The sequence below is a fragment of the Hyphomonas sp. UBA4494 genome (assembly GCF_002388935.1).
Taxonomy (GTDB): domain Bacteria; phylum Pseudomonadota; class Alphaproteobacteria; order Caulobacterales; family Hyphomonadaceae; genus Hyphomonas.
In genome coordinates, this window is the sequence record NZ_DGNK01000013.1 from 113,828 (window position 1) to 140,681 (window position 26,854).

27 protein-coding genes and 1 pseudogene are annotated in these 26,854 nt (G+C 60.1%); 23 read left to right on the forward strand and 5 right to left on the reverse strand.

Translation table 11 applies throughout. The features are described 5' to 3' along the window. Positions 1 to 188: 188 nt before the first annotated feature. The 4 genes and pseudogenes from B2P82_RS05560 to B2P82_RS05575 all read right to left on the reverse strand — a co-directional run bounded on the left by B2P82_RS05560 (position 189) and on the right by B2P82_RS05575 (position 3,188). Positions 189 to 1,133 carry an ArdC family protein gene (locus B2P82_RS05560; RefSeq protein ID WP_051602529.1) on the reverse strand — a complete coding sequence of 315 codons (945 nt, stop codon included), beginning with the start codon at positions 1,131 to 1,133 and terminating at the stop codon, positions 189 to 191. 376 nt (positions 1,134 to 1,509) lie between these two features. Then, positions 1,510 to 2,082 carry a methyltransferase family protein gene (locus tag B2P82_RS05565; protein ID WP_139068905.1) on the reverse strand — a complete coding sequence of 191 codons (573 nt, stop codon included), beginning with the start codon at positions 2,080 to 2,082 and terminating at the stop codon, positions 1,510 to 1,512. A gap of 11 nt (positions 2,083 to 2,093) precedes the next feature. Beyond that, positions 2,094 to 2,546 (reverse strand): methyltransferase family protein, encoded by a 453-nt coding sequence (locus B2P82_RS05570; RefSeq protein WP_034827847.1) that lies wholly within the window; start codon positions 2,544 to 2,546, stop codon positions 2,094 to 2,096. Further along, positions 2,543 to 3,188 (reverse strand): annotated as a pseudogene (locus tag B2P82_RS05575) (cation efflux transmembrane domain-containing protein). Before B2P82_RS05575 ends, B2P82_RS05570 begins: the two are co-directional and overlap by 4 nt. Before the next feature lie 89 nt (positions 3,189 to 3,277). On the opposite strand from B2P82_RS05575, the gene B2P82_RS05580 reads away from it, so the two are divergent. From B2P82_RS05580 to B2P82_RS05620, 9 genes are all read left to right on the forward strand, one after another. Further along, positions 3,278 to 3,718: a MerR family transcriptional regulator gene (locus tag B2P82_RS05580; protein WP_051594960.1), complete on the forward strand. Its 441-nt coding sequence runs from the start codon at positions 3,278 to 3,280 to the stop codon at positions 3,716 to 3,718. 212 nt (positions 3,719 to 3,930) lie between these two features. Then, positions 3,931 to 4,722, forward strand: a complete 792-nt coding sequence (locus tag B2P82_RS05585; RefSeq protein ID WP_112061941.1) for a cation efflux transmembrane domain-containing protein — start codon at positions 3,931 to 3,933, stop codon at positions 4,720 to 4,722. Next, positions 4,719 to 5,198, forward strand: a complete 480-nt coding sequence (gene lspA / locus B2P82_RS05590; protein ID WP_051594959.1) for a signal peptidase II — start codon at positions 4,719 to 4,721, stop codon at positions 5,196 to 5,198. Before B2P82_RS05585 ends, lspA begins: the two co-directional genes overlap by 4 nt. An 87-nt stretch (positions 5,199 to 5,285) precedes the next feature. After that, positions 5,286 to 5,723, forward strand: a complete 438-nt coding sequence (locus tag B2P82_RS05595; RefSeq protein ID WP_034827842.1) for a hypothetical protein — start codon at positions 5,286 to 5,288, stop codon at positions 5,721 to 5,723. Between the two features lie 54 nt (positions 5,724 to 5,777). After that, positions 5,778 to 6,146, forward strand: coding sequence for a DUF2946 family protein (locus B2P82_RS05600; protein WP_290495698.1), 369 nt, complete (start codon positions 5,778 to 5,780; stop codon positions 6,144 to 6,146). A 74-nt stretch (positions 6,147 to 6,220) separates the two neighbouring features. Beyond that, a complete protein-coding gene (locus B2P82_RS05605; RefSeq protein WP_034827840.1) occupies positions 6,221 to 7,513 on the forward strand; it encodes a TolC family protein in 1,293 nt (430 codons plus the stop codon). Beyond that, positions 7,510 to 8,844, forward strand: a complete 1,335-nt coding sequence (locus tag B2P82_RS05610; protein ID WP_034827838.1) for an efflux RND transporter periplasmic adaptor subunit — start codon at positions 7,510 to 7,512, stop codon at positions 8,842 to 8,844. The genes B2P82_RS05605 and B2P82_RS05610 overlap by 4 nt, the downstream gene beginning before the upstream one ends. 10 nt (positions 8,845 to 8,854) lie before the next feature. Continuing rightward, positions 8,855 to 11,980, forward strand: coding sequence for an efflux RND transporter permease subunit (locus tag B2P82_RS05615; RefSeq protein ID WP_034827860.1), 3,126 nt, complete (start codon positions 8,855 to 8,857; stop codon positions 11,978 to 11,980). A gap of 55 nt (positions 11,981 to 12,035) precedes the next feature. Further along, a complete protein-coding gene (locus B2P82_RS05620) occupies positions 12,036 to 14,045 on the forward strand; it encodes a heavy metal translocating P-type ATPase (RefSeq protein ID WP_290495699.1) in 2,010 nt (669 codons plus the stop codon). Positions 14,046 to 14,407: 362 nt separating this feature from the next. On the opposite strand, the gene B2P82_RS05625 is transcribed toward B2P82_RS05620, so the two are convergent. Further along, positions 14,408 to 15,259, reverse strand: a complete 852-nt coding sequence (locus B2P82_RS05625; RefSeq protein WP_034827835.1) for a DNA -binding domain-containing protein — start codon at positions 15,257 to 15,259, stop codon at positions 14,408 to 14,410. Positions 15,260 to 15,574: 315 nt separating this feature from the next. On the opposite strand from B2P82_RS05625, the gene trbB reads away from it, so the two are divergent. The 14 genes from trbB to B2P82_RS05695 all read left to right on the forward strand — a co-directional run bounded on the left by trbB (position 15,575) and on the right by B2P82_RS05695 (position 26,809). Continuing rightward, a complete protein-coding gene (gene trbB / locus B2P82_RS05630) occupies positions 15,575 to 16,570 on the forward strand; it encodes a P-type conjugative transfer ATPase TrbB (protein ID WP_290495700.1) in 996 nt (331 codons plus the stop codon). Beyond that, positions 16,567 to 16,902: a TrbC/VirB2 family type IV secretion system protein gene (locus tag B2P82_RS05635; protein ID WP_035549557.1), complete on the forward strand. Its 336-nt coding sequence runs from the start codon at positions 16,567 to 16,569 to the stop codon at positions 16,900 to 16,902. The genes trbB and B2P82_RS05635 overlap by 4 nt, the downstream gene beginning before the upstream one ends. After that, complete coding sequence (locus B2P82_RS05640) at positions 16,902 to 17,156, forward strand: VirB3 family type IV secretion system protein (RefSeq protein ID WP_035549555.1); 255 nt, start codon at positions 16,902 to 16,904, stop codon at positions 17,154 to 17,156. Before B2P82_RS05635 ends, B2P82_RS05640 begins: the two co-directional genes overlap by 1 nt. Further along, complete coding sequence (gene trbE, locus B2P82_RS05645; RefSeq protein ID WP_035549554.1) at positions 17,150 to 19,615, forward strand: conjugal transfer protein TrbE; 2,466 nt, start codon at positions 17,150 to 17,152, stop codon at positions 19,613 to 19,615. The genes B2P82_RS05640 and trbE overlap by 7 nt, the downstream gene beginning before the upstream one ends. Before the next feature lie 9 nt (positions 19,616 to 19,624). Further along, a complete protein-coding gene (gene trbJ, locus B2P82_RS05650) occupies positions 19,625 to 20,323 on the forward strand; it encodes a P-type conjugative transfer protein TrbJ (RefSeq protein WP_035549553.1) in 699 nt (232 codons plus the stop codon). Between the two features lie 6 nt (positions 20,324 to 20,329). After that, entirely contained in the window at positions 20,330 to 21,646 is a 1,317-nt protein-coding gene (gene trbL, locus B2P82_RS05655) for a P-type conjugative transfer protein TrbL (RefSeq protein WP_035549552.1), read from the forward strand. A 207-nt stretch (positions 21,647 to 21,853) separates the two neighbouring features. Further along, on the forward strand, positions 21,854 to 22,546 hold the full coding sequence (gene trbF / locus B2P82_RS05660) for a conjugal transfer protein TrbF (protein WP_035549550.1): 693 nt from the start codon (positions 21,854 to 21,856) through the stop codon (positions 22,544 to 22,546). Positions 22,547 to 22,551: 5 nt separating this feature from the next. Continuing rightward, positions 22,552 to 23,589: a P-type conjugative transfer protein TrbG gene (trbG, locus tag B2P82_RS05665; RefSeq protein WP_112061497.1), complete on the forward strand. Its 1,038-nt coding sequence runs from the start codon at positions 22,552 to 22,554 to the stop codon at positions 23,587 to 23,589. 4 nt (positions 23,590 to 23,593) lie between these two features. Next, positions 23,594 to 24,871 (forward strand): TraB/TrbI/VirB10 family type IV secretion system protein, encoded by a 1,278-nt coding sequence (locus tag B2P82_RS05670; RefSeq protein WP_290495703.1) that lies wholly within the window; start codon positions 23,594 to 23,596, stop codon positions 24,869 to 24,871. Continuing rightward, positions 24,868 to 25,104, forward strand: a complete 237-nt coding sequence (locus B2P82_RS05675) for a DUF2274 domain-containing protein (RefSeq protein WP_035549547.1) — start codon at positions 24,868 to 24,870, stop codon at positions 25,102 to 25,104. The genes B2P82_RS05670 and B2P82_RS05675 overlap by 4 nt, the downstream gene beginning before the upstream one ends. Positions 25,105 to 25,107: 3 nt before the next feature. Next, a complete protein-coding gene (locus B2P82_RS05680; RefSeq protein ID WP_035549546.1) occupies positions 25,108 to 25,422 on the forward strand; it encodes a DUF736 domain-containing protein in 315 nt (104 codons plus the stop codon). A 19-nt stretch (positions 25,423 to 25,441) separates the two neighbouring features. Next, positions 25,442 to 25,639, forward strand: coding sequence for a hypothetical protein (locus tag B2P82_RS05685; RefSeq protein ID WP_035549544.1), 198 nt, complete (start codon positions 25,442 to 25,444; stop codon positions 25,637 to 25,639). A 50-nt stretch (positions 25,640 to 25,689) separates the two neighbouring features. Further along, complete coding sequence (locus B2P82_RS05690) at positions 25,690 to 26,067, forward strand: antitoxin Xre/MbcA/ParS toxin-binding domain-containing protein (protein WP_035549543.1); 378 nt, start codon at positions 25,690 to 25,692, stop codon at positions 26,065 to 26,067. Next, entirely contained in the window at positions 26,027 to 26,809 is a 783-nt protein-coding gene (locus B2P82_RS05695; protein ID WP_290495704.1) for an RES family NAD+ phosphorylase, read from the forward strand. Before B2P82_RS05690 ends, B2P82_RS05695 begins: the two co-directional genes overlap by 41 nt. Positions 26,810 to 26,854 lie beyond the last annotated feature (45 nt).

A 26,854-nucleotide genomic window follows, 5' to 3' on the forward strand; every position in this document is an offset into this window, starting at 1 on the left:
CCAGAGGCGGTAGGCGCGATGCGCCGCCCCCTCGCTCTCGAAAATGTGGAAACAGCCGCAGACCAGCACGGCCCATGCGCCAATGTCTTCGGCGTCAAGCGATGCAAGCGCCGCGTCGAGTCGGCTGATGCGAAAGGGCGGATTCGTTCGGCAGACAAAATGTCCCCCGGACCTTTTGTTTATCTGCCTCACCATGGCGCCGCTTCCATCGCTGCGGCAGCGCTGCAGGGGTCCGGCGCGGCATAAGCGAGAATGTAATCAGCCGCCTTGGAAGCGAGCGACGCGGCGCGAAAAATGGCGCGCTTGTCCTCGCGCAATACTTCCAGCCAAGAACCGATGTAATCCGTATGCCGCACGGTCGGGGCGATGGACTGGTCCGCGCAGATGAACGCACTGGCGAGTTCCGCCACCAGTTCCTCGCGGGCGTAATCTTTGGTGCCGAATGCGCCTTTCAGGTCGCGGGCGAGGCGTTTCGGGTGCCCGGTCCAGTGGCCAAGCTCATGAAAGCAGGTGCGGTAATAATTGATCTGGTCAAAGAAAGCAGGCTGCGGCGGAACCTGAATGAAATCCCTGGACGGAACATAGTAGGCGCGGTCGCCGCCAATCCTGAAATCCGCGCCCGTCGCTGTAATCAGCGCTTCGGCGCGGGGGATAATCTCGCGCTCCGGCAAGTCGGGCGCGTTGGCGGTCAGGTCTTCGGGCAGGCCGTCGCACTGGTCTGCATTGAACACGGTATAGCGTTTGAGAAACGGCACCGTGCCCGGCGACTCGCCCGTCTCGCGCACACGTTCCCGTTCGGCTTTCGGGGTGAAGCGGTCGGCATAAACAACCGTCGTGCCGCGCTCGCCTTTGCGAACACACCCGCCAAGTGACAGCGCCTGTTTGAAGGTCAGCCATGTCTGACAGGAACGGCTTTGCTCAATCGCCGCGCCCCATAAAAGCAGAATATTGATTCCGGAATAGCGCCTGCCCGTCGCGCCATTCTCGGGCAAGCCAAGCGGAGTAGCCCCCTCCACCCCGCCCCAAGGCTGCACCCAAGGCGCGCGCCCCTGTTCCAGTTCCGCGATGATGTTATCCGTGACCTCTGAATAAAGGTCTTTCCGCGTGTTTCGTTGTCTGCGGCGCTGCGCCATCTCTGCCTCCTCTGACCCCCGCTTTTTTCCCGCAAGGCGGGGGCGGTGAGAGGCCGCTGGCCAGATGGCGTCAGGCGTGAGCGGAAGGGGTCAGGTAGGAGGCCGCAGGCACATAGACGATCTTCAAGACGCCGCCCCCCTTCCGGGAGCGCCGCCATCTGGCATGCGCGCCTCCGCCCCCGCCTGAGAGGGAAAAAAGAAGCAAACATGCCGGCGCGCCAGCGCCGACCGAATCCTTCACAACACTGCTTAAAAACTGCGCCAGGGATGAAAGCCCGAAGGGCCGGGACGGCGCGCAGCGATGGCCTGGTTCACGCCAGCCCGGCCGGCGAAGGCCGGGGCGCCCTTTCCTTGGTCGAACAGCCGAACACCGCCCTTAGAAAAAACGCCGCGTTCGCTGCTTATAGGCGCAATACTCATCCCCATACTGGCGTTCCAGCCAGGGCTCTTCTATCCTCGGAGCGAGCCAGTACATCGCTGCCCATAAAGACAGCAGAAACGTTACGCGCAAATCGTTCAAGATGATCGCCCAGCCCAGCAGACCAAGCCAGGTCACGACATAGATCGGGTTCCGGCTGAAACGAAACCAGCCATCTGTCACCAGCCCCCGCGCTTCGCCGAAGGCATTGCGCCAGCCCATCTGGATTGAGATCCAGAAGGCAAGGCCAATACCCGTGACCGCCAGCACGCCGCCGACACCTTGCCGGGCCATGGCCCCCGCATCCTCCGCCGGCTCAAAAACGAGGATGGAGAGCGCAACAAGCGGGTATAGAAACAAACGAAAAAAGGCCCAGAACGTCCGGTATTGCCAGCTCCGTTTTTCCGGAGGCGGAAAAAACTGAAAATCGCGTCGGAACAGCGATACCGCACACAGCGAAAAGATCGCTGCCGCTCCGGACACTGACAATCCGAACGCCAGCCATTCCATCCATAGGGGTGTATTGAACACAGGCGCGCCTCCTAAATCCAGCGCCGCGTGCGGATACGGTAGGCGTCAAACGCTTCACCGAATCTCGCCTGCAGCGCGCGCTCTTCCGGTTTGATCTGAAACTCAGTCATCAGCCAGACAAAGAGAATTGGAGCTACGAAAGCGGACAAATTGCCCATCAGAAACGCGCCGCCTGTCAGAATGGCCGCCATGGCCAAATACATCGGATTGCGGCTGATGCGGTAAAGCCCTGTGGTGACCAGCGTGGCAGCCTCTTCAGGGGCGAGCGGATTGACGGTTGTGCGGGCGCGGATGAATGCGCCGAGCGCGAGCGCCAGAATGGCCATGCCAGCAGCGATGAAAAGCAACGCCGCCGCAGAACGCCACACGCCTTCGAACGCCAGAAAAGGCGTGACAGAGGACAGTCCCCAGCCGATCGCACCGCAGATCAGGACCTGAACAAGAGGTGGAATGCGCAGGCTCATGAGGACGATTCGACCGGAGTCGCATGCGACGCGCCGGTTGTGTTCAGTTCCCGCAGGGCCTGCAGCGTGATGGCGCTCGCCGATTTCAGGAACAGGCCCGCCAGAAGGGCGGCGACAAGCAGGTCCGGCCAGGCCGTTCCGGTCAGCGCGACAACCCCGCCAGCGACGATCACGCCGACATTGCCGATGGCGTCATTGCGCGAGCAGAGCCAGACCGAACGCACATTGCTGTCGCCGTCGCGCCAGCGCAGCAGTATCAGCACGCTCGCGACATTGGCGGACAGTGCCAGAAAGCCGACCACTCCCATGGTTGCGGCTTCCGGCGGCGCGCCGTTCATGACCCTCAACACGGTCATGCCGAGGACGGCGATCGCGATCGCTGCGAGCGAGGCGCCTTTGATCAGCGATGCAAGCGCCCGCGTCCTCAGGCTCGCCCCGATAACGAAGAGGCTGAGCGCGTAGGTCGCCGTATCGCCTGCGAAGTCGAGTGCGTCGGCTTTGAGGGCCTGAGAGCCCGACATTATCCCCGCCGTCATTTCAAACAAAGAACATGACCGCATTGATGGCGATGACGGCCATCAGAGCCCGCTTATAAGCAGGCGAAACCCCATCAAATGTTTTGTCCTCACAGCAACCCGACATCTTCTAATCCTATTCCCCATTGACGATTCTCGAAGAAACCCTACAGTCTACAGCGACTATAGAGGCAAGACTTTTCTTTGGAGCCCGGAATGACGCAGATGACCATTGGTCGTTTATCGAAAGCGGCGGGCGTGAAAGTGACAACCATACGCTATTATGAATCGATTGATTTGATGGGCGAGCCGGACCGAAGTTCGAGCGGCCAACGGCTATATGGCGATGAGGCCGTGCAGCGTTTGTCGTTCATACGGCATGCCCGTGATCTTGGTTTTCCGATGGAGGCCGTTCGTGAAATGATTGATCTGCAAACTCAGCCGGATCAGGATTGCACGGCCGTGGACGCGATAGCCCGTGAACAGCTTGCAGATGTGCGCAAACGCCTGACGCAGCTTGAAGCGCTTGAGGCGGAGCTCAAACGGATGATTACGTGCTGCGAGGGCGGCCGGGTTGACACGTGTCGGATCATTTCAACGCTCAATGATCATAGCGAATGCATCGCAGATGCGCATGAGCGGCTTTCGACCTTTTGAGCAAACCGCTTGACCCTACAGTGACTGTAGATGGTAATTCTCTTCCATTATTGAAAGCACCTCCCGATAAATTTGGATGGGCGAGACTGAATGGAACAACGACAAAGCATACGTGTAGTCTCTCAATTGAGAGCATTGTCATGAGCAAAACATCTACCTCCCCAACAGCAGGCTCCGACACTTCGCTCCCGTTTCGTTACCGGGTATCAGGAATGGATTGCGCGCGAGATGCTGCCGAAATCGAACGGGCGGCTCAATCGGCTGGTGTCGCCCCAAAAGCCGTCAAAGTTTCGGCTGCGACACATATTATGACGCTATGGGTTTCAGAGTCCCAACTTCCAGAAATCGAACTTGGCGTCGCCAAAACCGGTTACGGCTTCGAGAGAATTGCGCCAGGCGATGATGGCCCCGCCGCCTCACAAACCCAAAAGAATCCGGAGTATTTACGCGCCCTTTGGATCGTAATTTTCCTGAACGTTGGTTATGGAATTGTGGAAATGATCGCGGGTTTTTTCGCCGGTTCACAGGCGTTAAAAGCTGATGCGTTAGATTTTGTCGGTGATGGTCTCATTACATTCCTCGGCGTGCTCGCAATCGGCTGGAGTCTTGCCTGGCGCGCTCGTTCAGCCATGATTCAAGGCGTATTCCTGGCTTTGCTTGGCTTCGGCGTACTCGCGAATACGGTGTGGCGTCTTCTTAATCAAACGATACCTGACGCTGCCCTGATGGGCATGTTCGGGCTCATCGCGCTCGTCATAAATGTCATCGCCGTCTTACCGCTACTCCCTCACCGAAAAGGCGACGCTAATGTCCGCGCGGTTTGGTTGTTTTCACGTAATGACGCCATCGGGAACGCGGCCGTAATTGTGGCAGCAGGTTTGGTCGCCTGGCTCGGTCACGGTTGGCCCGATCTCGTGGTTGCAGTCGGGATCGCCGGGCTATTCCTGCATTCTGCATGGGCAATAATTCGCGATGCACGCAACGACCTCAGAGCCGCAATATGACCATTCAGAAGATTGGATTCATCATTGGTCTGGGCGTTCTGGCGATAGATCAACTCACTAAAGCACTTATCCTCAATATTGATGCCCTGGATAACGGTGTGACGGTCCTTCCATTCTTCAACATTGTGCGGCTCAAGAACAATGGTATCAGCTTTGGTCTTCTAGGCAGCCTGCCTCCCTGGCTCCTTACTCTAGCCGCTCTATCGATCGTCGCGGTTTTATTCTATTGGTTATGGCGCACCGCTGATCGCCAGATCGCAACCGCACTCGGGCTGATTACAGGTGGAGCACTCGGAAACATAGTCGATCGCGTGCGACATGGAGCGGTGACCGATTTTTTAGATTTTCACATCAATAACTACCACTGGCCCGCGTTCAACTTCGCCGATAGCGCGATTGTCTGCGGTGTCGGCTTACTGTTGATCTCTGAGTTACTCACGAAGCCACGACGGACGGATAATGCTGAACAAAAATAGCGGCTGATTAATCTGGCCCATGCTTAATAGTTGTCGATGTAAGAATTCGCTTGCCCCTACAGCCACTGTAGGGGCTATAAAACCGACATGATCAAATTCGATTCACTTCGCGTTGGCCTCGCAATGGCCGCCTCAGCGCTCGTAGCAAGCTGCGCCAGCTTTGCCGATCCGCTCACTGAGACGCTACAACCGCTCGGGGCCTGGGCCAGCGGGACCGACGGTGACGCCTGTGAAACCGCTCCGATTACTTATTTTTCATCGGATGGGGTCGTGCTTGTCCTCCTCAGCGCCAAAGGGCCGGTCCATGCGATTGGCAGTTGGGACCGCAACGGCGACGTGCTGGCCATGACGCATAATGACTTTCCGCTCGATCCCAGCGGGCAATCAAAACCCGCTGTTGAACTCAGTATTATGACATTGGACGCTGATAGATTTGTCACCCGAAATGCCAAGGGCGATATTCGGGAACGCATTAAATGCAGCGAGATTGCGATAAAGACGGGTCATGACACTGAGCCGCACTAAATAAATGAATAGATTTAATGATTTTGACAATGAAATAGGATAGTCGTTGAGCGAATGAAAATTGTAACCGTCATATGCACCGTCAGGTTTTGGCTTGCGCTCATGTTGAGCGTGACCCTTGGTATGGGTGCAACGGCGGCCGATATTCATCCTGTGGACGCTGAAGAGATTGCCTGTATGACCGCAGACGCTGAAGCGCATCATGCCGCCGAAATCGGTGACACTGAAAATGATGATAGTGAGCAGCGTCCGGCCCACAAACATCATACTCATAGCTGCGGGCCATGCCATTTGCATATGGTGGGTATGAACAGCCTGACCTTCTCTTACGCTTTATCAGCTACATCGGGGCTTCGCCCCGGCGCAGACCAGCACGTTCCGCGCGCTGGTCCTCACGGTCTTTATCGTCCTCCGCGTGCCTAACCTGACTCTCTGAATCCGCGCCTTTTGCGCGTGGGTTTGATGTCGATTCAGGTTATCACAAGGAAGAATATCCCATGCCAAAATTCAAACAGGGCGCACTCTGCGTCCTGATCGCGGCTGCCTTTGCAGGCACAGCGGTCGCGGCCCCGTGCAACGGGCCAACAGGCAGCGCGCCGACCATCGTGCCCGATGCGCCGCTAACCCTCACTATGGCGCTCATGCAAATCCGTCATGCGTCCCCGGATGTCCGCCGGGCCGCACTGGAGACGCGCGCCAGCGCAGCCGAAGCCGATCAGGCTGGGCGCCGTCTTAATCCGTCAATCGGACTGGAAATTGAAAACTTCTCAGGCACCGGACCGCTCAACGGGTTTGACCAAACCGAAACCACGCTCGCCATTGAGCAGACATTCCAGCTTGGAGGTAAAAGAGCCAAGCGCGAGCGTGCCGCGCGGGCGCGGGCAGCGCTCGCCGACGCTGAATGCCGCGTCATATTAAGAGAGACCGAGCTAGAAGCAGCGCTGCTCTATCATGACCTGATCGCCGCGACAGAACTCGCAGCGCTGGCACGGGAGTCGGCGGATCTCGCCGTGTCTTTGGCTGAAACCGTTGCGAAACGTGTTGAGGCCGGCGCGGCCGCCCCGCCGGAGCGCTCGCGCGCCGAGGCAGATGCGGCTGCACTCAAAGCCGCCGCACTTGCCGCAGACGCTGAAATTGATCAACGCCGCTATGAACTCGCCGCGCTTTGGGGAAGCTCAACGCCGGTTTTTGCGCCCCCGCGCGCCATATTGTCTGATGAAAGTGAAATACTCTCAAAGACGCGCGGGCTTGACGAGCACCCGGCGCTCGCCGCGGCTAAAGCTGGAGCAACAGCCCGCGACGCTGAGCAGGACGCCGCCCGCGCGGCCGGTATTCCTGATGTCACGGTTAGTGCGGGCGTTCGCCAATTTGAAGAGACCGGCGACAATGCGCTCCTGGTCGGGGTCACCGTGCCGATTCCGCTTTTTGACCGTAACCGCGACGCCGCTCGCGCAGCGGGTTATCGCGCCGATGCCGAACGTATCAGCGCCGTCGCCGTTGAGGCCAGATTGCGGTCGCAGCAACAGGCCGCCGCCGCGCGGGTGCGCGCCGCCGAGGCCCGGCTGACGCTACTCGAACAGGAGGCGCTACCTGCGGCCCGTTCCGCCTACGACGCATCTGTTGAAGGCTACGCGGCAGGCCGGTTTGACCTCACATCAACGCTCGATACCCGTAAAGGGCTGATCGAGGCAGGCGTCAGCGTAATTGACGCGCGGCGTACCCTTAATGCGGACCTCATGCGTCTCAAAAGCCTGATCGGTGCCGCCCCGTTTAATGGAGACTTCCAATGAAACAGACACATATTTTGCCAACGACCATGATGGTTCTGGCCGTGATTTTGGCGGGATGCGGCAATGCAACCCCGGATACAAATCGGGTCGCTAGCGAAACCTCCGCCGCGACCGCTGATCACGATGATCACGATGATCATGCCGAAGAAAAAGCGGATCACGATGACCATGGCGAGACCGATCAAGATGATGAGCATGACGATCATGCGGAAAGTGACGGCGAGCCTGACGGCCATGATGATCATAGTGAATCCGAAGGCGACGTTGTAAAACTAACCCAGGACGCGGCCACTGAGGCCGGTATTGAAACAGCAATTGTTGCAGAGGGGGCGATTGCGCAATCTCTCAGCCTTCCGGCCGAAATCCGCTTTGACGCTGATCGTGTTGCCAATGTCTCGCCCAAGGTCAGCGGCGTAATTGGCAAACTCTATGCGAGCGAAGGGGATCACGTGGCACGCGGCGATACGCTGGCGCTGATCAAGAGCCGTGAACTCGCAGGTCTGAAAGCCGCTTGGCTCACGGCGGAAACGCGCAAAGCTCTGGCCAGTCAGGCGCTGGCCCGCGAGGAAAAACTGTTTGCGGACAAGATCACCTCGGAAGCCGATTTGCAAGCCGCGCGGGCGGAATTTGAAGCTGCGAAAGCCGATAGTGACGCGGCTGAAAATGAGCTCCATGCCGCAGGTGTCAGTCATGCCGCACTGGAGCGCATTTCCACGGCGGCTGACGGCGATAATGCCAATGCCTATCTGACAGCGCCGATTGCCGGAACGGTGGTGCGCCGCACGGTCATGCTGGGCGAAACGGTCTCAGCCGGGGATGCCGGCGCTGATCCGCTGTTCACCCTTGTCGACGATAGTGTCGTCTGGGCGGATATTGCCGTTTACAAACAGGACATCGCCCGCATTCGCGTCGGCGCTCCTGTCGCGCTAAAAACCGACAGCGGTGAAATCCTTGCGCAGTCCACAATTGCCTTTGTCTTGCCGGTCATCAGCGAAACGTCACGCACCGCGACGGCCCGCGTGATCGTTGACAACCCGGATGGCACACTGCGACCTGGTCAGTATGTCACGGCCGATCTCAGTGTTGGCACATCTGAGCAGGTTTTGCGCGTACCGGAAGCAGCCATTCAATTGGTTGAAGACAGACCTTCCGTGTTCGTCCCTGTCGAGGGCGGCTATGCACCGCGCGCAGTGATGACAGGCACCAAATCCGGCGGGTTTGTGGAAATCCGCTCCGGCCTAATGGCGGGTGAGGCAGTCGTGACAGACGGTGCCTTCACCCTCAAAGCTCAACTCGAAAAAGACGCCTTTGGCGATGGCCACGGCCACTAGGACATTTGATATGATAAATTTAATGCACCGTATCGCCGGAGGGCGGCTGCTCGCCGCCATCGCGGCGCTCGCCATGACCCTTGGCGGATTATTCGCGTTCAAGGCGCTACCCGTTGACGCCTTTCCCGATGTGACACCCTCACTCGTTCAGGTCTTCACAGAAACCGAAGGCCTCGCCCCAGAAGAGGTGGAGCGCTACGTGACCTATCCAATCGAGACCGCCATGTCCGGCTTGCCAAAGCTAGACCATATGCGCTCGGTCTCAAACTTTGGACTGTCCGTCGTTAACATCTATTTTGAAGACGGCACGGATGTCTATTTTGCGCGCCAGGTTGTTGGTGAACGCCTCGCCGAAGCGCGCGGCAATATCCCCGATGGCTTTGGTGACCCGCAAATGGGGCCGATTTCAACAGGTCTAGGGATTATTCTCTATTTCCGTCTCGAAGATGAGACCGGCGCGCGCGATCTTGTAGAAATGCGCGAAATCCAGGACTGGATCATCAAATACCAGCTTCAGACTGTGCCCGGCGTCACCGAAGTGCTGTCACTTGGCGGTTATGAAAAGCAGTATCAGGTCAGGCTCGATCCGGACGCGCTATTGGCTTACGACATCCAGATTGGTGATGTGATGACCGCCCTTGAGCGCGGCAACAAGACCGAAGGCGCACAATTTCTCGAAATCGGGGCCGAGCAATATACGGTCCGCGGCGTCGGACTGGCGCGATCGGTTGAAGATCTTGCGGAAATTGTCGTCAATGTCGATGATGGCCGCCCCGTGCGGGTACGCGACCTCGGTGAAATCATTGTCGGCGGCGGGGTACGCCAGGGCCTGGCCACCGCCAATGGCGAAGGTGAAGTGGTCGCGGGACTGGTGCTCAAACTCTATGGCGCCAATACGTCCGATGTGATTGCGCGCGTTCAGACACGCTTTGAGGAAATCAACAAAAACCTGCCGGAAGGCGTCAACGCCGTGCCCTATTATGATCAGGGAACACTGGTCAACAAAGCTGCCGCCACGGTGACAACGGCGCTGTGGCAGGGCGCGCTACTCGTCGCACTGGTCGTTTTCGTCTTTCTGGGCGGCTGGCGTCCAAGCCTGGTTGTTGTCCTTTCTATTCCATTTTCCGTGGGCTTTGCCTTCATCGCGATGCAATGGCTCGGCATCAGTGCCAACCTCATGTCGCTGGGCGGCGTGGCCATTGCCATTGGCATGATGGTGGATGGGGCTATCGTCATCGCAGAAAATGTCGACCGGGGATTCCGGGAAAGCGATCCGTCTGTCGATCAGAGAGATGTTGTGGCGCGCTCGGCTGCGGAAGTCATAGCGCCGCTAATTGCGGCCGTTGCGGTGGTGATCGTCGTCTTTCTGCCGCTTTTCTCGCTGCAAGGCGTGGAAGGTAAAACCTTCCGGCCTCTGGCAGCCTCCGCGGCGCTCGCCATGACGGGGTCATTGTTCTACGCCGCGCTGATTGCGCCATCGCTCGCAAATGGGGTCATGCGTCGGAGCAAAAAGCCGCGTGAGGACCGTCCGGGATGGATTGCCCGCACGGTCAGCCAAGCCGCCGGATTCTTCGTTCGCCAGCGTTTGGCGGCGATTGCTCTGGCCGCCATCCTCCTCGTAGCGGGCGGACTGGCCGGATCGCGCCTCGGGTCTGAATTTACTCCTTCGCTTGAAGAAGGTGATGTTCTACTCCGCGTGACCATGGCACCATCTATCTCTTTGACAGAAGCGGCGGAAACGACCACCCGCGTTGAGAAAAGGCTTCTGACGGCCTTTCCGGAAATCAAGTCTATCGTGACCCGAATCGGTCGCGGTGAGGTCGGGGCCCACGCCGACCCGACCAATAGTGCGGAAGCTTTTGTTGAACTCAATCCGAGGTCGGAGTGGCGCAAAGGCTTGTCGCCGGAGAACTTGCGCACAGCGATATCGGAAAATCTCGAAGGTGTGCCCGGTATTGTCGTCAATATCGGTCAACCTATCGCGATGTCTGTTGATGAGCTTTTGACCGGGACGCGCGCAGAACTTGCCGTGAAAATTTTCGGGCCGGACAGTGATGTCCTGTTGAAAAAGTCACAAGAGCTACAGGCCATCTTGCAACAGGTCGATGGGGCAGCTGAAGTTCAGGCTGACCAGATTACAGGGGCGCCACAACTCGTGGTGCGTGTCGATCGCGCGGCCCTCGGGCGGTATGGTCTCGATGTTGAGGACGCGCTTGACGCCTTGCGGACCTCGGTCGGCGGCGCAGAAGCCGGCGCTCTGTTTGAAGGCGTTCGGCAATTCCCGATCGTCGTGCGGTTTCATGAAGAGAGCCGCGATACAGCCGAAGCCATCCGCCGTTTGGTGCTGGAATCGCCGACCGGCGCACGTGTCACGCTGGAAAGCGTGGCCACTATCGAGACCGTGATTGGTCCGCGCCAGATCACGCGAGAGGATGGCGAGCGCTTTATCACTGTCCAATCCAATGTGCGGGGCCGTGACATCGGGTCTTTTGTAACGGAGGCGCAAGCTCTGACGGACGCCAATCTTGACCTGCCTGCAGGCTACCGCGTTGTCTGGGGCGGTCAGTTTGAATTGCAGCAACAGGCCAATGCTCGGTTCGCAGTTGTGATACCAATCACGCTCGGCATTGTATTGCTGATCCTGCTACTGACATTCGGACGGCTTAAATCGGCAATTCTCATACTGCTGAACATCCCCCTGGCGTTAACCGGAGGCGCGCTCGCACTCTGGATTACAGGCCTGCCTGTCTCGGTTCCCGCGACGGTTGGTTTCATCGCGTTGTTTGGTATCGCACTTGGCAACGGGATGGTCCTGGTGAGCTTCATGGATGATTTCGCCCGCGCCGGGCGGGACCGGGATGCGCTCGCAATCGATGCGGCTGGGATGCGCGCCAGACCCGTTCTGATGACGGCGATGACAACCGCTTTGGGACTTGCGCCCTTGCTGTTTGCGACTGGCGTCGGCGCCGAAGTACAGCGGCCTCTGGCAACTGTCGTCACAGGCGGGCTTGTCTCTTCAACTCTGCTGACGCTGCTCGTGATGCCGGCATTGCATCGGTGGTTCTCGCCAAAACCTGACTCGCATCATTCGCTACTGGAAACACGGCACAACCCCGAAACTGTGCCAGCGGAATAAATCACTCCGCCTTGGCGGTGTAATCCGCCAAGGCGTCACTTTTTTGGAGACGCTTATGTCACCCCCGAAACACTCAAATCATGATCATGACACTGACAGTCATGGTCATGACCATGGCGATGTCATTAGCCGTATAGTGGGCCCGCGCGCGGAAATCATCTTTGCCGGGCTAGCTGGACTTTGCCTGCTGGCAGGCTGGCTCGGACCCAAACTTGGGTTTCTACCGGACCCCATCGGATTTGGCTTCCTGCTCGCGGCTTACTTTTTCGGCGGTTATTTCGCGCTGCGTGAGGCCATGGGTAAAATACTCAAAGGCCAGTTTCAGATCGACTTTCTGATGCTGGTGGCTGCTACGGGCGCCGCCATTCTCGGCGAATGGGCGGAAGGTGCTTTTCTTCTCTTCCTGTTTGCCATTGGCCATGCCCTTGAAAACTATGCCATGGCCCGGGCGCGCAATGCGATTTCGGCTTTGTCGGATCTCACTCCGGATGAGGCGCTTGTCCGTAGGGGTGAGACGACAGAAACCATTGCGATTGACGAGTTAGTTGTCGGCGATGTCGTTGTGGTGCGTTCCAATGAGCGCTTGCCAGCCGACGGATTTGTGGTCAGCGGACAAAGCGCCGTCAATCAGGCGCCCATTACAGGCGAAAGCGCGCCCGTAGACAAAAGACCCGTGGCTGACCGCGAAAAGGCAGCTGCTAATCCTGACGCGCTGAAGGCCGAAAGCCGCGTGTTCGCGGGGTCAATCAATGGGTCCGGCAGTCTTGATATAGAAGTGACCAAATTGTCGGGCGAGACGACGCTGGCCCGCGTTGTCACCATGGTGAGCGAGGCTGAAACACGCCAGTCACCGACCCAGAGTTTTACCAAAAAGTTCGAGCGCATATTTGTGCCGTGCGTCATTGTTCTGGCGGTTGTTACGTCGCTGGCCTTCCTTGTTTTGGACGAGACGGCTTCCGAAAGCTTCTACCGAGCCATGGCTGTATTGGTGGCGGCAAGCCCCTGCGCGCTGGCCATTGCAACCCCAAGCGCCATTCTCTCCGGCGTGGCCCGCGCCGCGCGCGGCGGCGTGTTGATCAAGGGCGGCGCGCCGCTTGAGGCGCTCGGACGGCTCGACGCCATCGCCTTTGACAAAACAGGCACACTGACGGAGGGCGAGCCGCGCCTAGTGGATATTGTGCCTTTCGGCGATGTCGATGAAGACACTTTGCTCAGGGTTAGCGCCGCTGTTGAAACGCTGAGTGATCATCCGCTGGCCGAGGCCGTGGTGCGCGATGCGAAAAGGCGCCTCGGATCAATCCCCGACAGCGCAACCGATTTTACAAGCATAACCGGTCGCGGTGTTTCCGCCATGTATGATGGCCAGATTGTGCATATCGGCAAATCGGCCTTGTTTGATGAGGTGGACGGCAAGCCAGTGCCCGAGGACTTGGCAGAGCGCGTCAATTCGCTGTCGGCCGATGGCCGCACAACGATGATTGTGCGCCATGGTGAGCGCTATCTGGGCGTAATCGGTCTGATGGACACGCCGCGCGAAGCCGCGAAAACCGTCATAGCGCGGCTGCGCGACATCGGCGTGACCCGCATGATGATGATTTCGGGCGATAATCAGAATGTGGCAGATGCTGTCGCGCGAGACGTTGGGCTGGACGAGGCCTTCGGCGATCTCATGCCCGATGACAAAGTCACCAAGATCAAATCGCTCAAGCAAGGCCGCGGTGTCGCTATGGTTGGGGACGGCGTCAATGATGCGCCTGCCATGGCTAATGCGACTGTCGGTATTGCCATGGGAGCGGCGGGCTCAGACGTTGCGCTTGAGACCGCTGACATTGCCCTCATGGCTGATGATCTTGAAACGCTGCCATTTGCAGTCGGATTGAGCCGGGCAACCAGTCGCACTATCCGGCAAAATCTCTGGGTCAGCCTCGGCATCGTCGCGTTTCTTATTCCCGCGACGCTTTTCGGTCTCGGGATCGGGCCCGCTGTCCTCATTCACGAAGGTTCAACTTTGATCGTCGTGTTCAACGCTTTGCGACTACTTGCGTTCCAGGATCGCGAACATTGATGAAACTGAGGATCTTCTGGTGCCGAATTCAATCAAACGCCCTGGTGCCGCCAGCGCGGCTCAGTGTTTCTGACTAAAACTGAAAAGTAATCATTCACAAAAGTAGTCTACGTATGTCGATGAATAATTTGCGGAACTTGTTCATTACGGGGACCTTAGCCGCCTCGCTCGCGGGATGCGCGTCGGCCCCAAAAGCTTTCCAACCATTAGATGTCATCGAAGCTGAAGCGGTCCGTGCCGAGTGCGGACTCATCCTACCGGCTTCCAGACTCAAGAGCGGCGGAGACTTCAGGCGACGGGCATATCAGACCTGCAAGAGCGACGTTCTAAGAGAGCTTGCCCGCAATGAGTGAAGACTTCACTCATGCGGCACGCTGATTAAACCCCAGCTGTGCGCCGAGAAGTTCAACCAGATAGCCGCCATCCCGCAGCCCCTCCGCCTTTTTGATAATGTAGCGGATGGCGTCCCGCATGGTGCCGGTTTCATCGCTCCACTCGGCATCGACGGCCGCTTTGCCGTTGAGAACAATGGCGATTTCGCGCCGTGACATGCCAAGCTCAAGACAATCGAGGGCGACCAAACCGTCACGCAGGATTTGCGTGGTTTTGGTCCAGAGCGGCGCCTCGGGCACGCTGCCTTCCTCGATCAGGGCAAGTGCGGCTTTCTGCGCTTTCAGTTTGCGCTCATAGGCTTTGAGATCAGAGATGGTCAGTTTCATCCGAACAGGTTCGAGCCCCAGAATCGAAACGCCGGTGCAGCGCACCTGCACGACGCAGCCCTTGCCGCGGATCAGAAGAAATTCGCGGGCCTGCAAATCGGTAATGTGGGTGATTTGGCAAATTGGAACCGTGCTGTCCCAGATATCACAGCTTTCGCCCGGCGCCCGTGGTGAGCAGTTCACTTCCACCTGATCGGGAAACACATGCTTGTTCCAGACCGCATCGGCTTCAAACCCATTAAGGTCTGGATCGGGCATGAACATAAGGCCCCAGCGGTGAGCGAGGCGCTGCGGGTTGCGGGGCTTCAAGAGACGAATATCGGCGCAAGGCGCTTTCATTTCAGATACATCGTCGTCCGACCGCGCCTCTGCATCGCGTCTGAGGTCGGGATTGCGCCTTGCATATTCCCATGCCCAGCGATCAGGCGACAGGCGCGAAAGGTAATCGTAGCGCGCCAGGACGCCTTCCGAACTCAAGGTAAAAGTCTTCATCATCAGCTCCCTTCACAGGGGAATTCAGCAAGATGAGTGCCAACCTGAAATTGAAGACTGAATTCATACGCGCAGATTACTTAATGCATGAACAGCATCTTACGGGAATAATTTGAGCATCTGATCACTATTCAAACTCTCCTCATGAGGGATTTTTACAGTCGCAACCTGTAGCAATAGTTACAGGTTCGCGTTTGCATTCATCTGCAGCAGGTCGCGGGGCGTTGCTGGATATGGCCCGCAGTCCCACTCCCCGAAAATCGCATGGGCTGTCAGGCTTTGGTCACTCGGAAACGTGAGTGACAGGAGCCTTATGAAATGGACAAGCCCGCGCACCAAAGCGAAACAGAAGACCGTCGCAGCGCAATGCTGCGCACCGCGTTCTGTTCTGTGGTGCGCGAAGCGCTGGAAGCGCCAGATACGATCGAAATCATGGCCAATCCTGATGGATCGGTCTGGATCGAGAAGGCTGGCATCGGCCTCATCATCTCTGAACACACTCTCCCGTCTTCCGACCGCGAGCGCGTCATCCGGCTCGTGGCCTCTGGGGTGGGAGTAGCCGCAAACCGCACCTCCCCGATTATCTCTGCTGAACTCCCCGGCAGCGGCGAGCGGTTTGAAGGGCTTCTCCCACCCGTCTCAACCGCGCCATGTTTCTCCATCCGCAAGCCTGCGACCACACCGTTTGAACTCGGCGACTATGTCACCCAGGGCGCGCTGGCGCCTGCGCTGGCCCAAGCGCTCAAGGACGCGATTGCAACGCATGCGAACATTCTGATCGCCGGCGGCACGTCCTCTGGCAAGACGACATTTACCAATGCCTTGCTGGCAGAGCCCTCACTACATGACGACCGCATCGTCATCCTTGAAGACACGCGGGAGCTGCGCTGCGCCGCACCCAATGTCGTCCAGCTCAGAACCCATCGCGGCAGCACCAGCCTGCAGGACCTTGTCCGCTCGACCCTGCGCCTGCGCCCCGACCGGATCATTATCGGCGAAGTGCGCGGGGCTGAAGCGCTCGACCTGCTCAAAGCCTGGAACACCGGCCATCCCGGCGGGATCACCACGCTGCATGCGAACTCCGCCCACGGCGCGCTAGCGCGGCTTGAACAGCTGACACTGGAAGCCACACCGCGCGCGCCCTTCGACCTCATCGCAGAGGCGATTGACGTCGTCGTGTTCATGAACCGCGCGGGCGGCCAGCGCCGCGTTGAAGAGGCGCTCCGCGTCACCGGCTTTGACGGCGAGGGCTACCAGACCCAGCCGCTCGTCTCCCGCTCTTTGTCCCTCGTCCAACATGGAGAAACACTATGACCCTCTACACCCACCTTCAGACCGTAAACCGAACGGTTCAGGTCGCGGCCTGTATCGGCCTCGGCCTGATGATCGCCGGTCCCGCCCATGCGGCAGGCTCCGGCATGCCCTGGGAAGGTCCGCTCGATCAGATCCTGCAATCTATTGAAGGGCCCGTCGCGCGGATCGTCGCGGTGATCATCATTACGCTGACCGGTCTGACCTTGGCTTTCGGAGAGACCAGCGGCGGGATGCGAAAGCTGATCCAGATTGTGTTCGGTCTTTCGATCGCCTTCGCCGCCACCAGCTTCTTCCTGACTTTCTTCAGCTTTGGCGGCGGAGCGCTGGTCTAGTGGCGGAAGGCTATGAAATCCCCCTCCATCGCTCGCTGACCGAGCCGATCCTGATGGCGGGCGCACCGCGCACGGCCGCCATCGCCATCGGGACGCTCGCTGCCGCGGTCGGCCTTGGGCTCCAGCTCTGGATACCGGGCCTCGTGCTCTGGACCGTCGGGCATTCAGCGGCCGTGTTCATGGCGCGGTCTGATCCGGATTTCATGGCCGTTGCGAGCCGTTCGACGCGCCACAAGGAGCATCTGACATGCTGAACTTGCGTGAATATGCCGACACACCAACGCTTCTCGCCGACTATCTACCATGGGCCTGTCTCGTTGCGCCGGGCGTCGTCCTCAACAAGGACGGCAGCTTCCAGACGACATTCAAATATCGTGGCCCTGACCTTGAAAGTTCGACCGAGGAAGAACTCGTCTCGGTTATGGCCCGGGTCAACAATGTCCTGCGCCGGTTTGGCTCAGGCTGGGCGCTCTTCTTCGAGGCGCAGCGCCACGAGGTGCATGACTATCCGGAGGCGGAGTTTCCAGATGCGCTGTCCTGGCTCATCGATCAGGAACGCGCGCTGCAAGCCGAAGAAAGCGGCGCCCGGTTCGAGAGTGCCTACTATCTAAACCTCCTCTGGCTACCGCCTGCCGATGCGACGGGCCGCGCCGAGAAGGCGCTGATCCAGCGCGCTGAGACCGAAGATGCCGCGACCTGGCGGCACCGGCTGGAGACGTTCCAGCAGCACGCGGACCGCGTCTTCGATCTCCTTTCCACCTGCCTCGCCGAGATTGGTAAGCTAACTGACGATGAGACGCTGACCTATCTCCACTCGACCATCTCGATCAAGCGCCATCCTGTTGTGACGCCTGAGCTGCCGGTCTTCCTCGACGCCGTGCTCGCCGATGAGCCCTTCGCTGGCGGGCTGGAGCCGATGATCGGTGACGCGCATTTGCGCACGCTGACCATTCTCGGTTTTCCGGCCTCGACCCTGCCGGGCATCCTTGATGAGCTGAACCGGCAGGGTTTTGCCTATCGCTGGGCAACGCGCTTCATCGCCATGGACAAGGCCGAAGCTGAAAAAGTGCTCGGAAAGAAGCGCCGCCACTGGTTCGCCAAACGCAAATCGATCGGCGCGGTCCTGCGCGAGACCCTGTTCAATGAACAGGCGGCCCTCGTAGACAATGACGCCGACAATAAGGCGGGTGATGCCGACGCCGCGCTACAGGAACTCGGCTCCGACCTTGTCTCCTATGGCTATGTGACCACAACGATCACTGTCGCCGATCCCGACCGGCGCGTGGTGGACGAACATATCCGCGTGGCCGAGCGCATCGTGAATGGCCGCGGCTTCACCGCAATCCGCGAGACCCTGAACGCCGTCGATGCCTGGCTCGGGAGCTTGCCCGGTCATCCGTATGCCAATGTCCGTCAGCCCATCCTGCACACGCTGAACCTGGCCCATATGGTGCCGCTGTCTGCGGTCTGGGCGGGCGAAGACGCCAATCGACACCTACAAGCCCCTGCGCTCATCCAGGCACAGACCGACGGCACAACACCGTTCCGCCTAAATCTCCACATTGGCGATGTTGGTCATACGCTTGTCGTCGGTCCCACCGGCGCGGGCAAGTCCGTGCTCCTGTCCCTGCTCGCCCTGCAATGGAAGCGCTACACAAACGCCCAGGTCTTCATCTTCGACAAGGGCCGGTCCGCGCGCGCTGCAACGCTTTGCATGGGCGGCGCGCATATCGACCTTGGCAGTTCGAACGCCCCAAGCCTCCAGCCCCTGAAGGACATCGACACCGAACATGGCGCGAGTTTCGCCGCTGACTGGCTGACAGGTCTCTGCACAAATGAAGGCGTCAGCATGACGCCGGACCTGAAAGCCCGGCTCTGGGAAGCGATCCAGTCTCTCAGCTCAGCGCCTGAAAACGAACGCACGCTGACAGGCCTCAGCCTGATGCTGCAGGACGACACGCTCAAATCGGCGCTCCACCCGTTCACGCTGGAAGGCCCGCATGGCCGCCTTCTCGATGCCGATCAGGAGAGCCTCGCCCTCGCCGATACAGTCTGTTTCGAGATGGAAGAGCTGATGCACGCGAAAGGCGCGGTCGCCCCCGTCATCACTTACCTGTTCCACCGACTTGAAGCCCGGTTCACCGGCAAACCAACGCTGCTCATCCTAGATGAAGCCTGGCTGTTCCTCGATGATCCGATGTTCGCGGCGCGCATTCGCGAATGGCTCAAAACCCTGCGCAAGAAGAACGTGTCTGTCGTGTTCGCAACACAAAGCCTGGCCGACATCGCGAACTCAAGCATCGCGCCTGCACTCGTCGAGTCCTGTCCGACACGGATCTTCCTCCCGAATGAACGCGCGCAGGAACCGCAATCGAAAGAGACCTATGAGCGCTTCGGACTCAATACCCGCCAGATCGAACTGATCTCAAGAGCCACGCCGAAGCGCGACTATTATTACCAGTCACCCCTCGGCGCGCGCGTCTTTGATCTGGGACTTGGACCCATCGCCCTCTCGGTTTGCGGGGCGTCCTCGCCGGAAAATCAGGCCCGCATGGACCGCATCTGGGCCGAGACGGAAGGCGACGGCTTTGCTGCCTGCTGGCTGATCGAGAAAGGCCTGCCCTGGGCGGCTGAGCTGCTCACCCGCTGGCCCGGCCATGCGCCTGAAGCCGCCGATCCGATCCAATCAGTCCACGCCATCGCCGCCGAATAGGAGCCCCCGATGAAACGCTTCCTTGCCTCCGCCCTCATTTGCGCCGCGCCGCTCTCCATCCTCATCGCCCCGCCAGCCGCCGCCCAATGGACGGTCTATGACCCGGCCAATCACATCCAGAACATCTACCAGGCGATCCGGTCGCTTCAGGAAGTGAACCAGCAAATCCAGCAGCTCACCCATGAAATCGAGATGCTGGAGAACATGGCGCGCGATCTGGAGGCGCTGCCCGATAGTATCGTCGACGACATATTGCGCCGCATGCGCCGCATCGAGGAGCTGATGCGCGAGGCCGAAGGCATCGGCTACCGCGTCGAGGAAATCGAGCGCGAGTATGAAGAGGTGTACCCTGAAGACTATGGCAGTGAACCGCCGCGCCAGGCCGTCCTCGTCGAAGAGGCCCGCGCCCGCTGGCGTCAGTCCCGCACGGCTTACCGGGACAGTCTGACCGTCACGGCGCAGGTCGTCTCCACAGCGCGGGCTGACAGTGACAGTCTCGGCCGGCTGATCGCCGACAGCCAGTCCGCCGTCGGCAATCTCCAGGTCGCGCAGGCGGGAAACCAGATCGAGGCCCTGCAGACTGAGCAGCTGATGCAGATGGAAGCCATGATGGCCGCCCATTACCGCGCCGAGGCGCTGGAACGCGCGCGCCAGCTGGCCGAGGCCGAACGCGGCCGCGCCCGCACCCGGGCCTTCCTCGCAGAGTAGCGCCCCATGGACGTGATCGACACATTTCTCGCGACCTTTATCGCCTACATTGACAGCGGGTTCGGCCTGCTGGCGGGCGATGTCGCATACCTGTCGACCACGCTCATCGCTATCGACATTACGCTGGCAGGCCTGTTCTGGGCGCTCTCCCAGAACACGGACGTGATCGCCGGGCTCCTCAAGAAGGTGCTCTATGTCGGCTTCTTCGCCTTCATCATTGGCAATTTCTCTCTTCTCGCAGGGATCGTCTTTGACAGTTTCGCGGAGCTTGGCGTGACCGCTGGCGGCGGGACCATGACCGCCGATGATCTCCTGCGCCCCGGCTTCATCGCCAGTGTCGGTCTCGACGCCGGTCAGCCGCTCTTGGAAGAGATCAGCGACATGCTGGGGCCAATCTCCTTCTTCCATAACTTCATCATGATCGCGGTGATGTTCATCGCCTGGGCGATCATCATGGTCGCCTTCTTCGTGCTGGCCGTGCAGCTCTTCATCACGATCCTGGAGTTCAAGCTGACGACGCTCGCCGGGTTCGTGCTCGTGCCGTTTGCGCTCTGGAACAAGACGACGTTCCTGGCTGAACGCGTCCTCGGCAATGTCATCACCTCGGGCATCAAGCTGATGGTGCTTGCCGTCATTATTGGCATCGGCTCGACGCTCTTCTCATCCGTGACCGATGCGTTCCGTACCGGCGATGATGTGACGCTCGCGCAAGTCATGGGCACGGTGCTCGCCGCGATCGTCTTCTTCTGGATGGGCATCTTTGCGCCCGGCATCGCCTCCGGCCTGATCACCGGTGCGCCGCAACTCGGCGCGGGTTCCGCCGCAGGCGCGGCCGCCGGTGTCACAGCCGGAACCTATGTCGCCGGGATGGGCGGCCGCGCTGCCGTCGGCGCCGTCGCGGGCGGGGCGTCCTCCGCCGTCAAGGCCGGCGCCAGCATGGCCGGCGCGGCGCGCACTTCTTATACGCTGGGATCGGTCGCCTCTGGCGCATCCGGCGCAGCGGGCGTCGCCGCAGGCCTTGCCGGTGTCGCCCGTGCAGGCGGCGACGCTATGCGTCGCACAGCATCGCGCCCGGCTCAAGCCCTCAGAGACGCCTACCAACGCGGCAGTCAGGGCGCCTGGCGCGCCACCGGCGGGTCTGAGGCCGCGTCCATGCAAAACTCTGCCTCCGGATCATCATCAAGCCAAAGCCCCGGCTGGGCGCGGCGCATGCAGGCGAGCCAGCGCATGGGACAGGCAGGCCAGATGGCCGCGCACTCCCTGCGCGACGGTGATCGCGGCGCTTCGGGCGCAAACCCCACCCTCAGAGACAAGGACGACTAGACGATGGCTTTCAGGCGATCCTCCTCCAGCTATGGACCAAGCCCGTTTCCCGAAACGCCTTACCAGAAGGCGGGCCAGATCTGGGAGTTCGCAGCCGGTTTGCCGCAGGCAAAACAATCCATCCGGGGGATGGATTGTAGGCGAAGAACGCCGCGGCAGCGGCCCGCAGGCTCCCGCTTCAACCCAACAAGACAGGAGGTCTGATCTATGGCGTTCAAGCGTTCATCTTCAAGCTACGGCCGCAGCCCGTTCCCCGAGACGCCATATCAGAAGGCCGGACAGGTCTGGGATGAAAGAATAGGCTCCGCCCGCGTGCAGGCGAAGAACTGGCGGCTCATGGCGCTCGGCTGTCTCGGGCTCTGCTTCGTCACCTCCGGCGCGCTGGTCTGGCGCTCGATGCAATCCACCGTCACGCCCTATGTGGTCGAAGTCGATGAGACGGGTGCGGCCCGCGCTGTGGCTCCGGCCACGACAAGCTACACGCCGACCGATGCCCAGATCGCCCATCACCTTGCGAACTTCATAGAACATGTCCGGGGGCTTTCCGTTGACCCTGTCGTCGTCCGCGAGAACTGGCTGCGCGCCTATGACTTCGTGACCGACCGCGCCGCCACCACGCTCAACGAATACGCCTCCGCCAATGATCCTTTCGCCGATGTCGGGCGCAAATCCCGCACCGTGGACGTGGTCAGCGTGGTTCGCGTCTCGGAGGACAGCTTCCAGGCCCGCTGGATCGAGAAGACCTATGAGAATGGTGCGCTCGTCAGCGCCCAAAGGTTCACCGGCAATTTCACAATCATCACCCAGCCGCCGACGGATGCAGAGACCCTGCGCGCCAATCCGCTCGGCCTTTATGTCCATGCCCTGAACTGGGGTCAGGACCTCGTTACAGGAGAATGATCCCCATGCTTCGTATTCTGCTTGCCACTTCGGCCCTCGCACTTACCACGGCCTGCGCCACGACCGAGCTTGAACCTATCGATGCGAGCGCCTTTGTCGCGGCCAAGCCCGTCGAGGATAGGACCGACTATCCGGTGGAGATCGTCGAAACCGCCGTCGCGCTGCCGCTGCCCGGCCAGATGATGCCCATCGGCGCGCGTGTCACCACCAATGCCGATGGCAGCGTGACGCGGACCTACACAAGGACGATATCGCGTCCCTCAGTGTCACCGGCTGAAGCCATCAGACAGGGCCGCACCGGCGCGCTTATCGAACCTTCGGTCGATGGCTATGTGAACGCGATCCAGGTCTATCCCTATACAGAAGGCGCGCTCTACCGGCTCTATGCCAGCCCCGGACAGGTTTCGGACATTGCCCTGCAGCCGGGCGAGGAACTGGTCTCGGTCTCGGCAGGCGACACGGTCCGCTGGGTCGTGGGCGATACGATCTCCGGCTCTGGAAACACTTCCCGCGCGCATGTGCTGGTCAAACCGATTTCCTCCGGCATTCGCACCAATCTGATGATCGCCACGGACCGGCGCACCTATCATCTGGAACTTGAAAGCACGGGCGGCGGCTATATGGCCGCTCTGTCCTGGCGCTACCCCGCGGATGAACTCGCAGGCCTCACTGCCCGCAATGAGCGCGCGATCGCACGGGACGCGGGAAGCATTGAGCGCGGCCTGACGCTGGAAGGCCTGAACTTCGACTATCGCCTCTCCGGCGACAGTCCGGACTGGAAGCCTGTCCGCGTCTTTGATGATGGCCGTCAGGTCTTCATCCAGATGCCGGAGGACATCGCCACAACCGACATGCCGCCGCTTTTCGTGCTCGGCACGGACGGTGATGCGGAACTGGTGAACTACCGTGTGCGCGGCAATTATTATGTCGTGGACCGGCTGTTCCGTGCGGCCGAGTTGCGCCTCGGCGAGCGGAACCAGACCGTGGTGCGAATCTCACGCAACGAGCGGCGCTCGCCGCTGGCTGGCCTGTTCGGGAACTGAGCCGATGTCCGAGCCCATTCCCTTCGACGAACATGCCGAGCGGCTGAAGATCCGCTCCAGCCCGAAGCCGGTGACGCGGATCAATCGCAAAGTATTGATGGTCGGCGCAGGCCTCGGCGTGCTCGCCCTGTTCGCAGCCATGAGCGTTGCCCTCAAACCGCCAACCGCTACCGATCCGGATGCCCGTCGCGAGCTCTACAACACGACGAACACGCGCAAGCCCGAAGGTCTCTCAACGCTTCCGACCAGCTATAGCGACATCACATCCGTCGAGGACCGCGTCACGCGTCTTGGCCCACCGCTTTCGGGCGATCTCGGCGCGACCATGCTGCGCGCCGAACGCGAGCTCGGTATCGAACCGGAATATGTGACCCGGTTCGAGGATGACTTTCGCCCGAACCCAGCCGACGAGGCCGAACGTGCAAGGCGCATGCGCGAGGCCGCCCTTGCCGATGAAGCCGCCCGCGCACCGGTCTTTTTCCGACTCGATTCTCAGAGCGGCACGGCAAGCACCACCGACACCCGTCCTGCTTATCGAGACCCCGCGCTTGATCTGGGTTCTGAGCTTCTGGCGCTCGCCGCTCTGCCGCAAGGCGCACGGTCCGCTTTCGGACAGCCTATCGATACAAATCTCCAGTCCCGCAAGCTCGCCTTTACGAGCGAAGGACCAGCAAGCGACATCTACAATCCACACGGCGTGGAAGACCCTGCCTCGCCGTATCAGGTCATGGCTGGCACGCTCATTCCGGCTTCAATGGTCACGGGCATCAACTCAGACCTGCCGGGCACGATCGTCGCGCAGCTCACCCAGCCCGTCTATGACACCGTCACCGGCCAATACCTCCTCATCCCGCAGGGCTCGCGCCTGATCGGGCGCTACCAGTCGGAAGTCTCTTTCGGGCAGGACCGCGCACTCGTGACCTGGGACCGGATCATCTTCCCGGACGGGTCGTCGATTGTGATTTCCGCGCCAGGCGCTGATGCGCAAGGCTTTGCGGGTCTCTCGGATCGAACCGATCATCATTGGGACCGCGTGTTCATCGCAGCAGGCCTCGCCACCATTCTCGGCGTCGGCGCAGAACTCGGTGCAGACGGTGACGGCGATCTCGAACGCGCGATCCGACGCGGCACGACCGACACCGTCAACCAGGCCGGCCAGCGCGTCGTCGAACGCAACCTTGGCATTCAGCCGACGGTCCGTGTGCGGCCGGGCTGGCCCGTGCGCGTGGTCGTCACCCGCGACCTCATCCTCAGACCCCATCCACAAGGAACAAGCAGATGACCCTACGCCTTGGACAGTTACCCGATCGCACCCCGGTGCGTATGAGCCTCTCGGTCGATCCCGACCTCGCCAGCGCCCTCAGCGACTATGCCGAAATCTACCGGCAAACCTATGGCGCGGAGGAAAAGCCCGAAGCGCTCATCCCCGCCATGATCGAAAGCTTCCTGGCGTCAGATGCCGGGTTCAAACGGGCGCGCCGCGCCCTTCATTCCAACGCCAGCAAAGGAGACTAACCCATGGCGCAGATCGGCACGTTCACCCTGAAAGATGGCAGCTATACCGGCACCATCCGTACCATGACCATCAACGTCAAAGCACAGCTTGTCCCGAACAGTGACAAGGCATCAGATGGCGCACCCGACTTCCGGCTCTATGCCGGCGGGGCCGAACTCGGTGCGGCCTGGCGTCAGGAAAGCAAGGACGGCGAAACCCCGTACCTCGCCGTCAAGCTCGACGATCCAAGCTTTGCCAGCCCCGTGCGCGCCGCCTTCTTCGAGAATGAAAAGGACGGCACCGGCGTCATGGTCTGGAACCGGACGAAGACCAACTAGCAAAGGGTCTGGCGCCCCAATGAGCCTCAGCCTGCATGATCTTGAAAAAGGCCGCCGCATTGCGGCGCTCGTCGTGCGCCATTGCGGTGAGAAGTATTTTCCCCTGTTCGACCGGTTCGACCGGGAAGTCCGCGAGCGGGCCTCGGCGGCCGACCGGATCGAGGACGCCATCGGCGCGAACATGCCCGCTCGGCCGAGAAAGCGAGGGCGCTCTTGATTTCCTCAGAAAGAACCGCTATATATCCCTTCAGTGGAAAGGATCGCTCAATGTCCCAAACAGCAGCCATCGACGCACAGGAACGGGCACGGGTGATGACCATGGCCGTGGTCCGGGCCGCTGAAAAGCTTGGTCTTTCCGGGAAGGACATGGCCCTGATTTTGGGGGTTTCGGAACCGACCGTGTCGCGGATGCGCAAGGATGAGTTCCGGCTGGAGGAAGGCACCAAGCCGTTTGAACTGGGAGCGCTGTTCGTTCGCCTGTTCCGGTCGCTTGATGCGATCACCGGCGGCGACGGCAAGGTGGCCAACGCCTGGCTACGCAATGAAAACCGGGCGCTTGGCGGTCGTCCACTCGATCAGATCAAGACGATTACAGGACTGACCCATGGCCTTGCCTATCTGGATTCCAGACGCGCTCCGCTCTGAGCGGCAAGGCGTATCCCGCGTTTTCTGGCGCTGCGTGGAGGCGCAACACATCGTCTCCACGCTTCAGCTTGTTGATACGCTGGATGAGCAGCGTCTTCTCGAAGACATGCTCGAAGAAACAAAGCCGCCTGTACCCCCCGACTGCGCAGGGCTCCACTATCTCTACATGACGCCGTTCCGCTACGGCCTCTATCCGAACGGCTCGCGGTTCCGCCGCGCCGGACCGACGCCCGGCGTCTATTATGTGTCCGAAGAACCGGCGACAGCGATCATCGAAACCGCGTTTCATTTGCTGCTCTTCTACGCAGACTCTCCGGGCACGCCATTTCCGGCGCAGCCGAGCGAGCACACCACATTCGACGTGCCGGTCCGCACCGACGCAGCCATAGATCTCATGTCAAAGCCATTTAGCGACGCTGCCAACCTCTGGACGCATCCAAACGACTACGAAGCGTGCCAGCAACTCGAAGAAGCTGCGCGTGCGGAGAGTATCGGGCTGATCCGCTATGCGTCAGTGCGCGATCCCGAGCACCGGCCAAATGCGGCTATTCTCTCCTGCGCCGCCTTCGCCGCCGCAACCCCGACACAAAACCAGACCTGGCGGCTATGGTTCAACAAGACAGGCGTGCACACGATATGTGAGTTTCGGGGAGAAAGATTTGGTATTCCAGCGCTTGCATGGGAAACCGACGAAAGACTCAAGCGACTGTTTTCTGCAGATACCACGCAGAAAACTCCATAAAATTGAATTACATAAATAGTCGGATCCCACTGAATCGAATGCTCC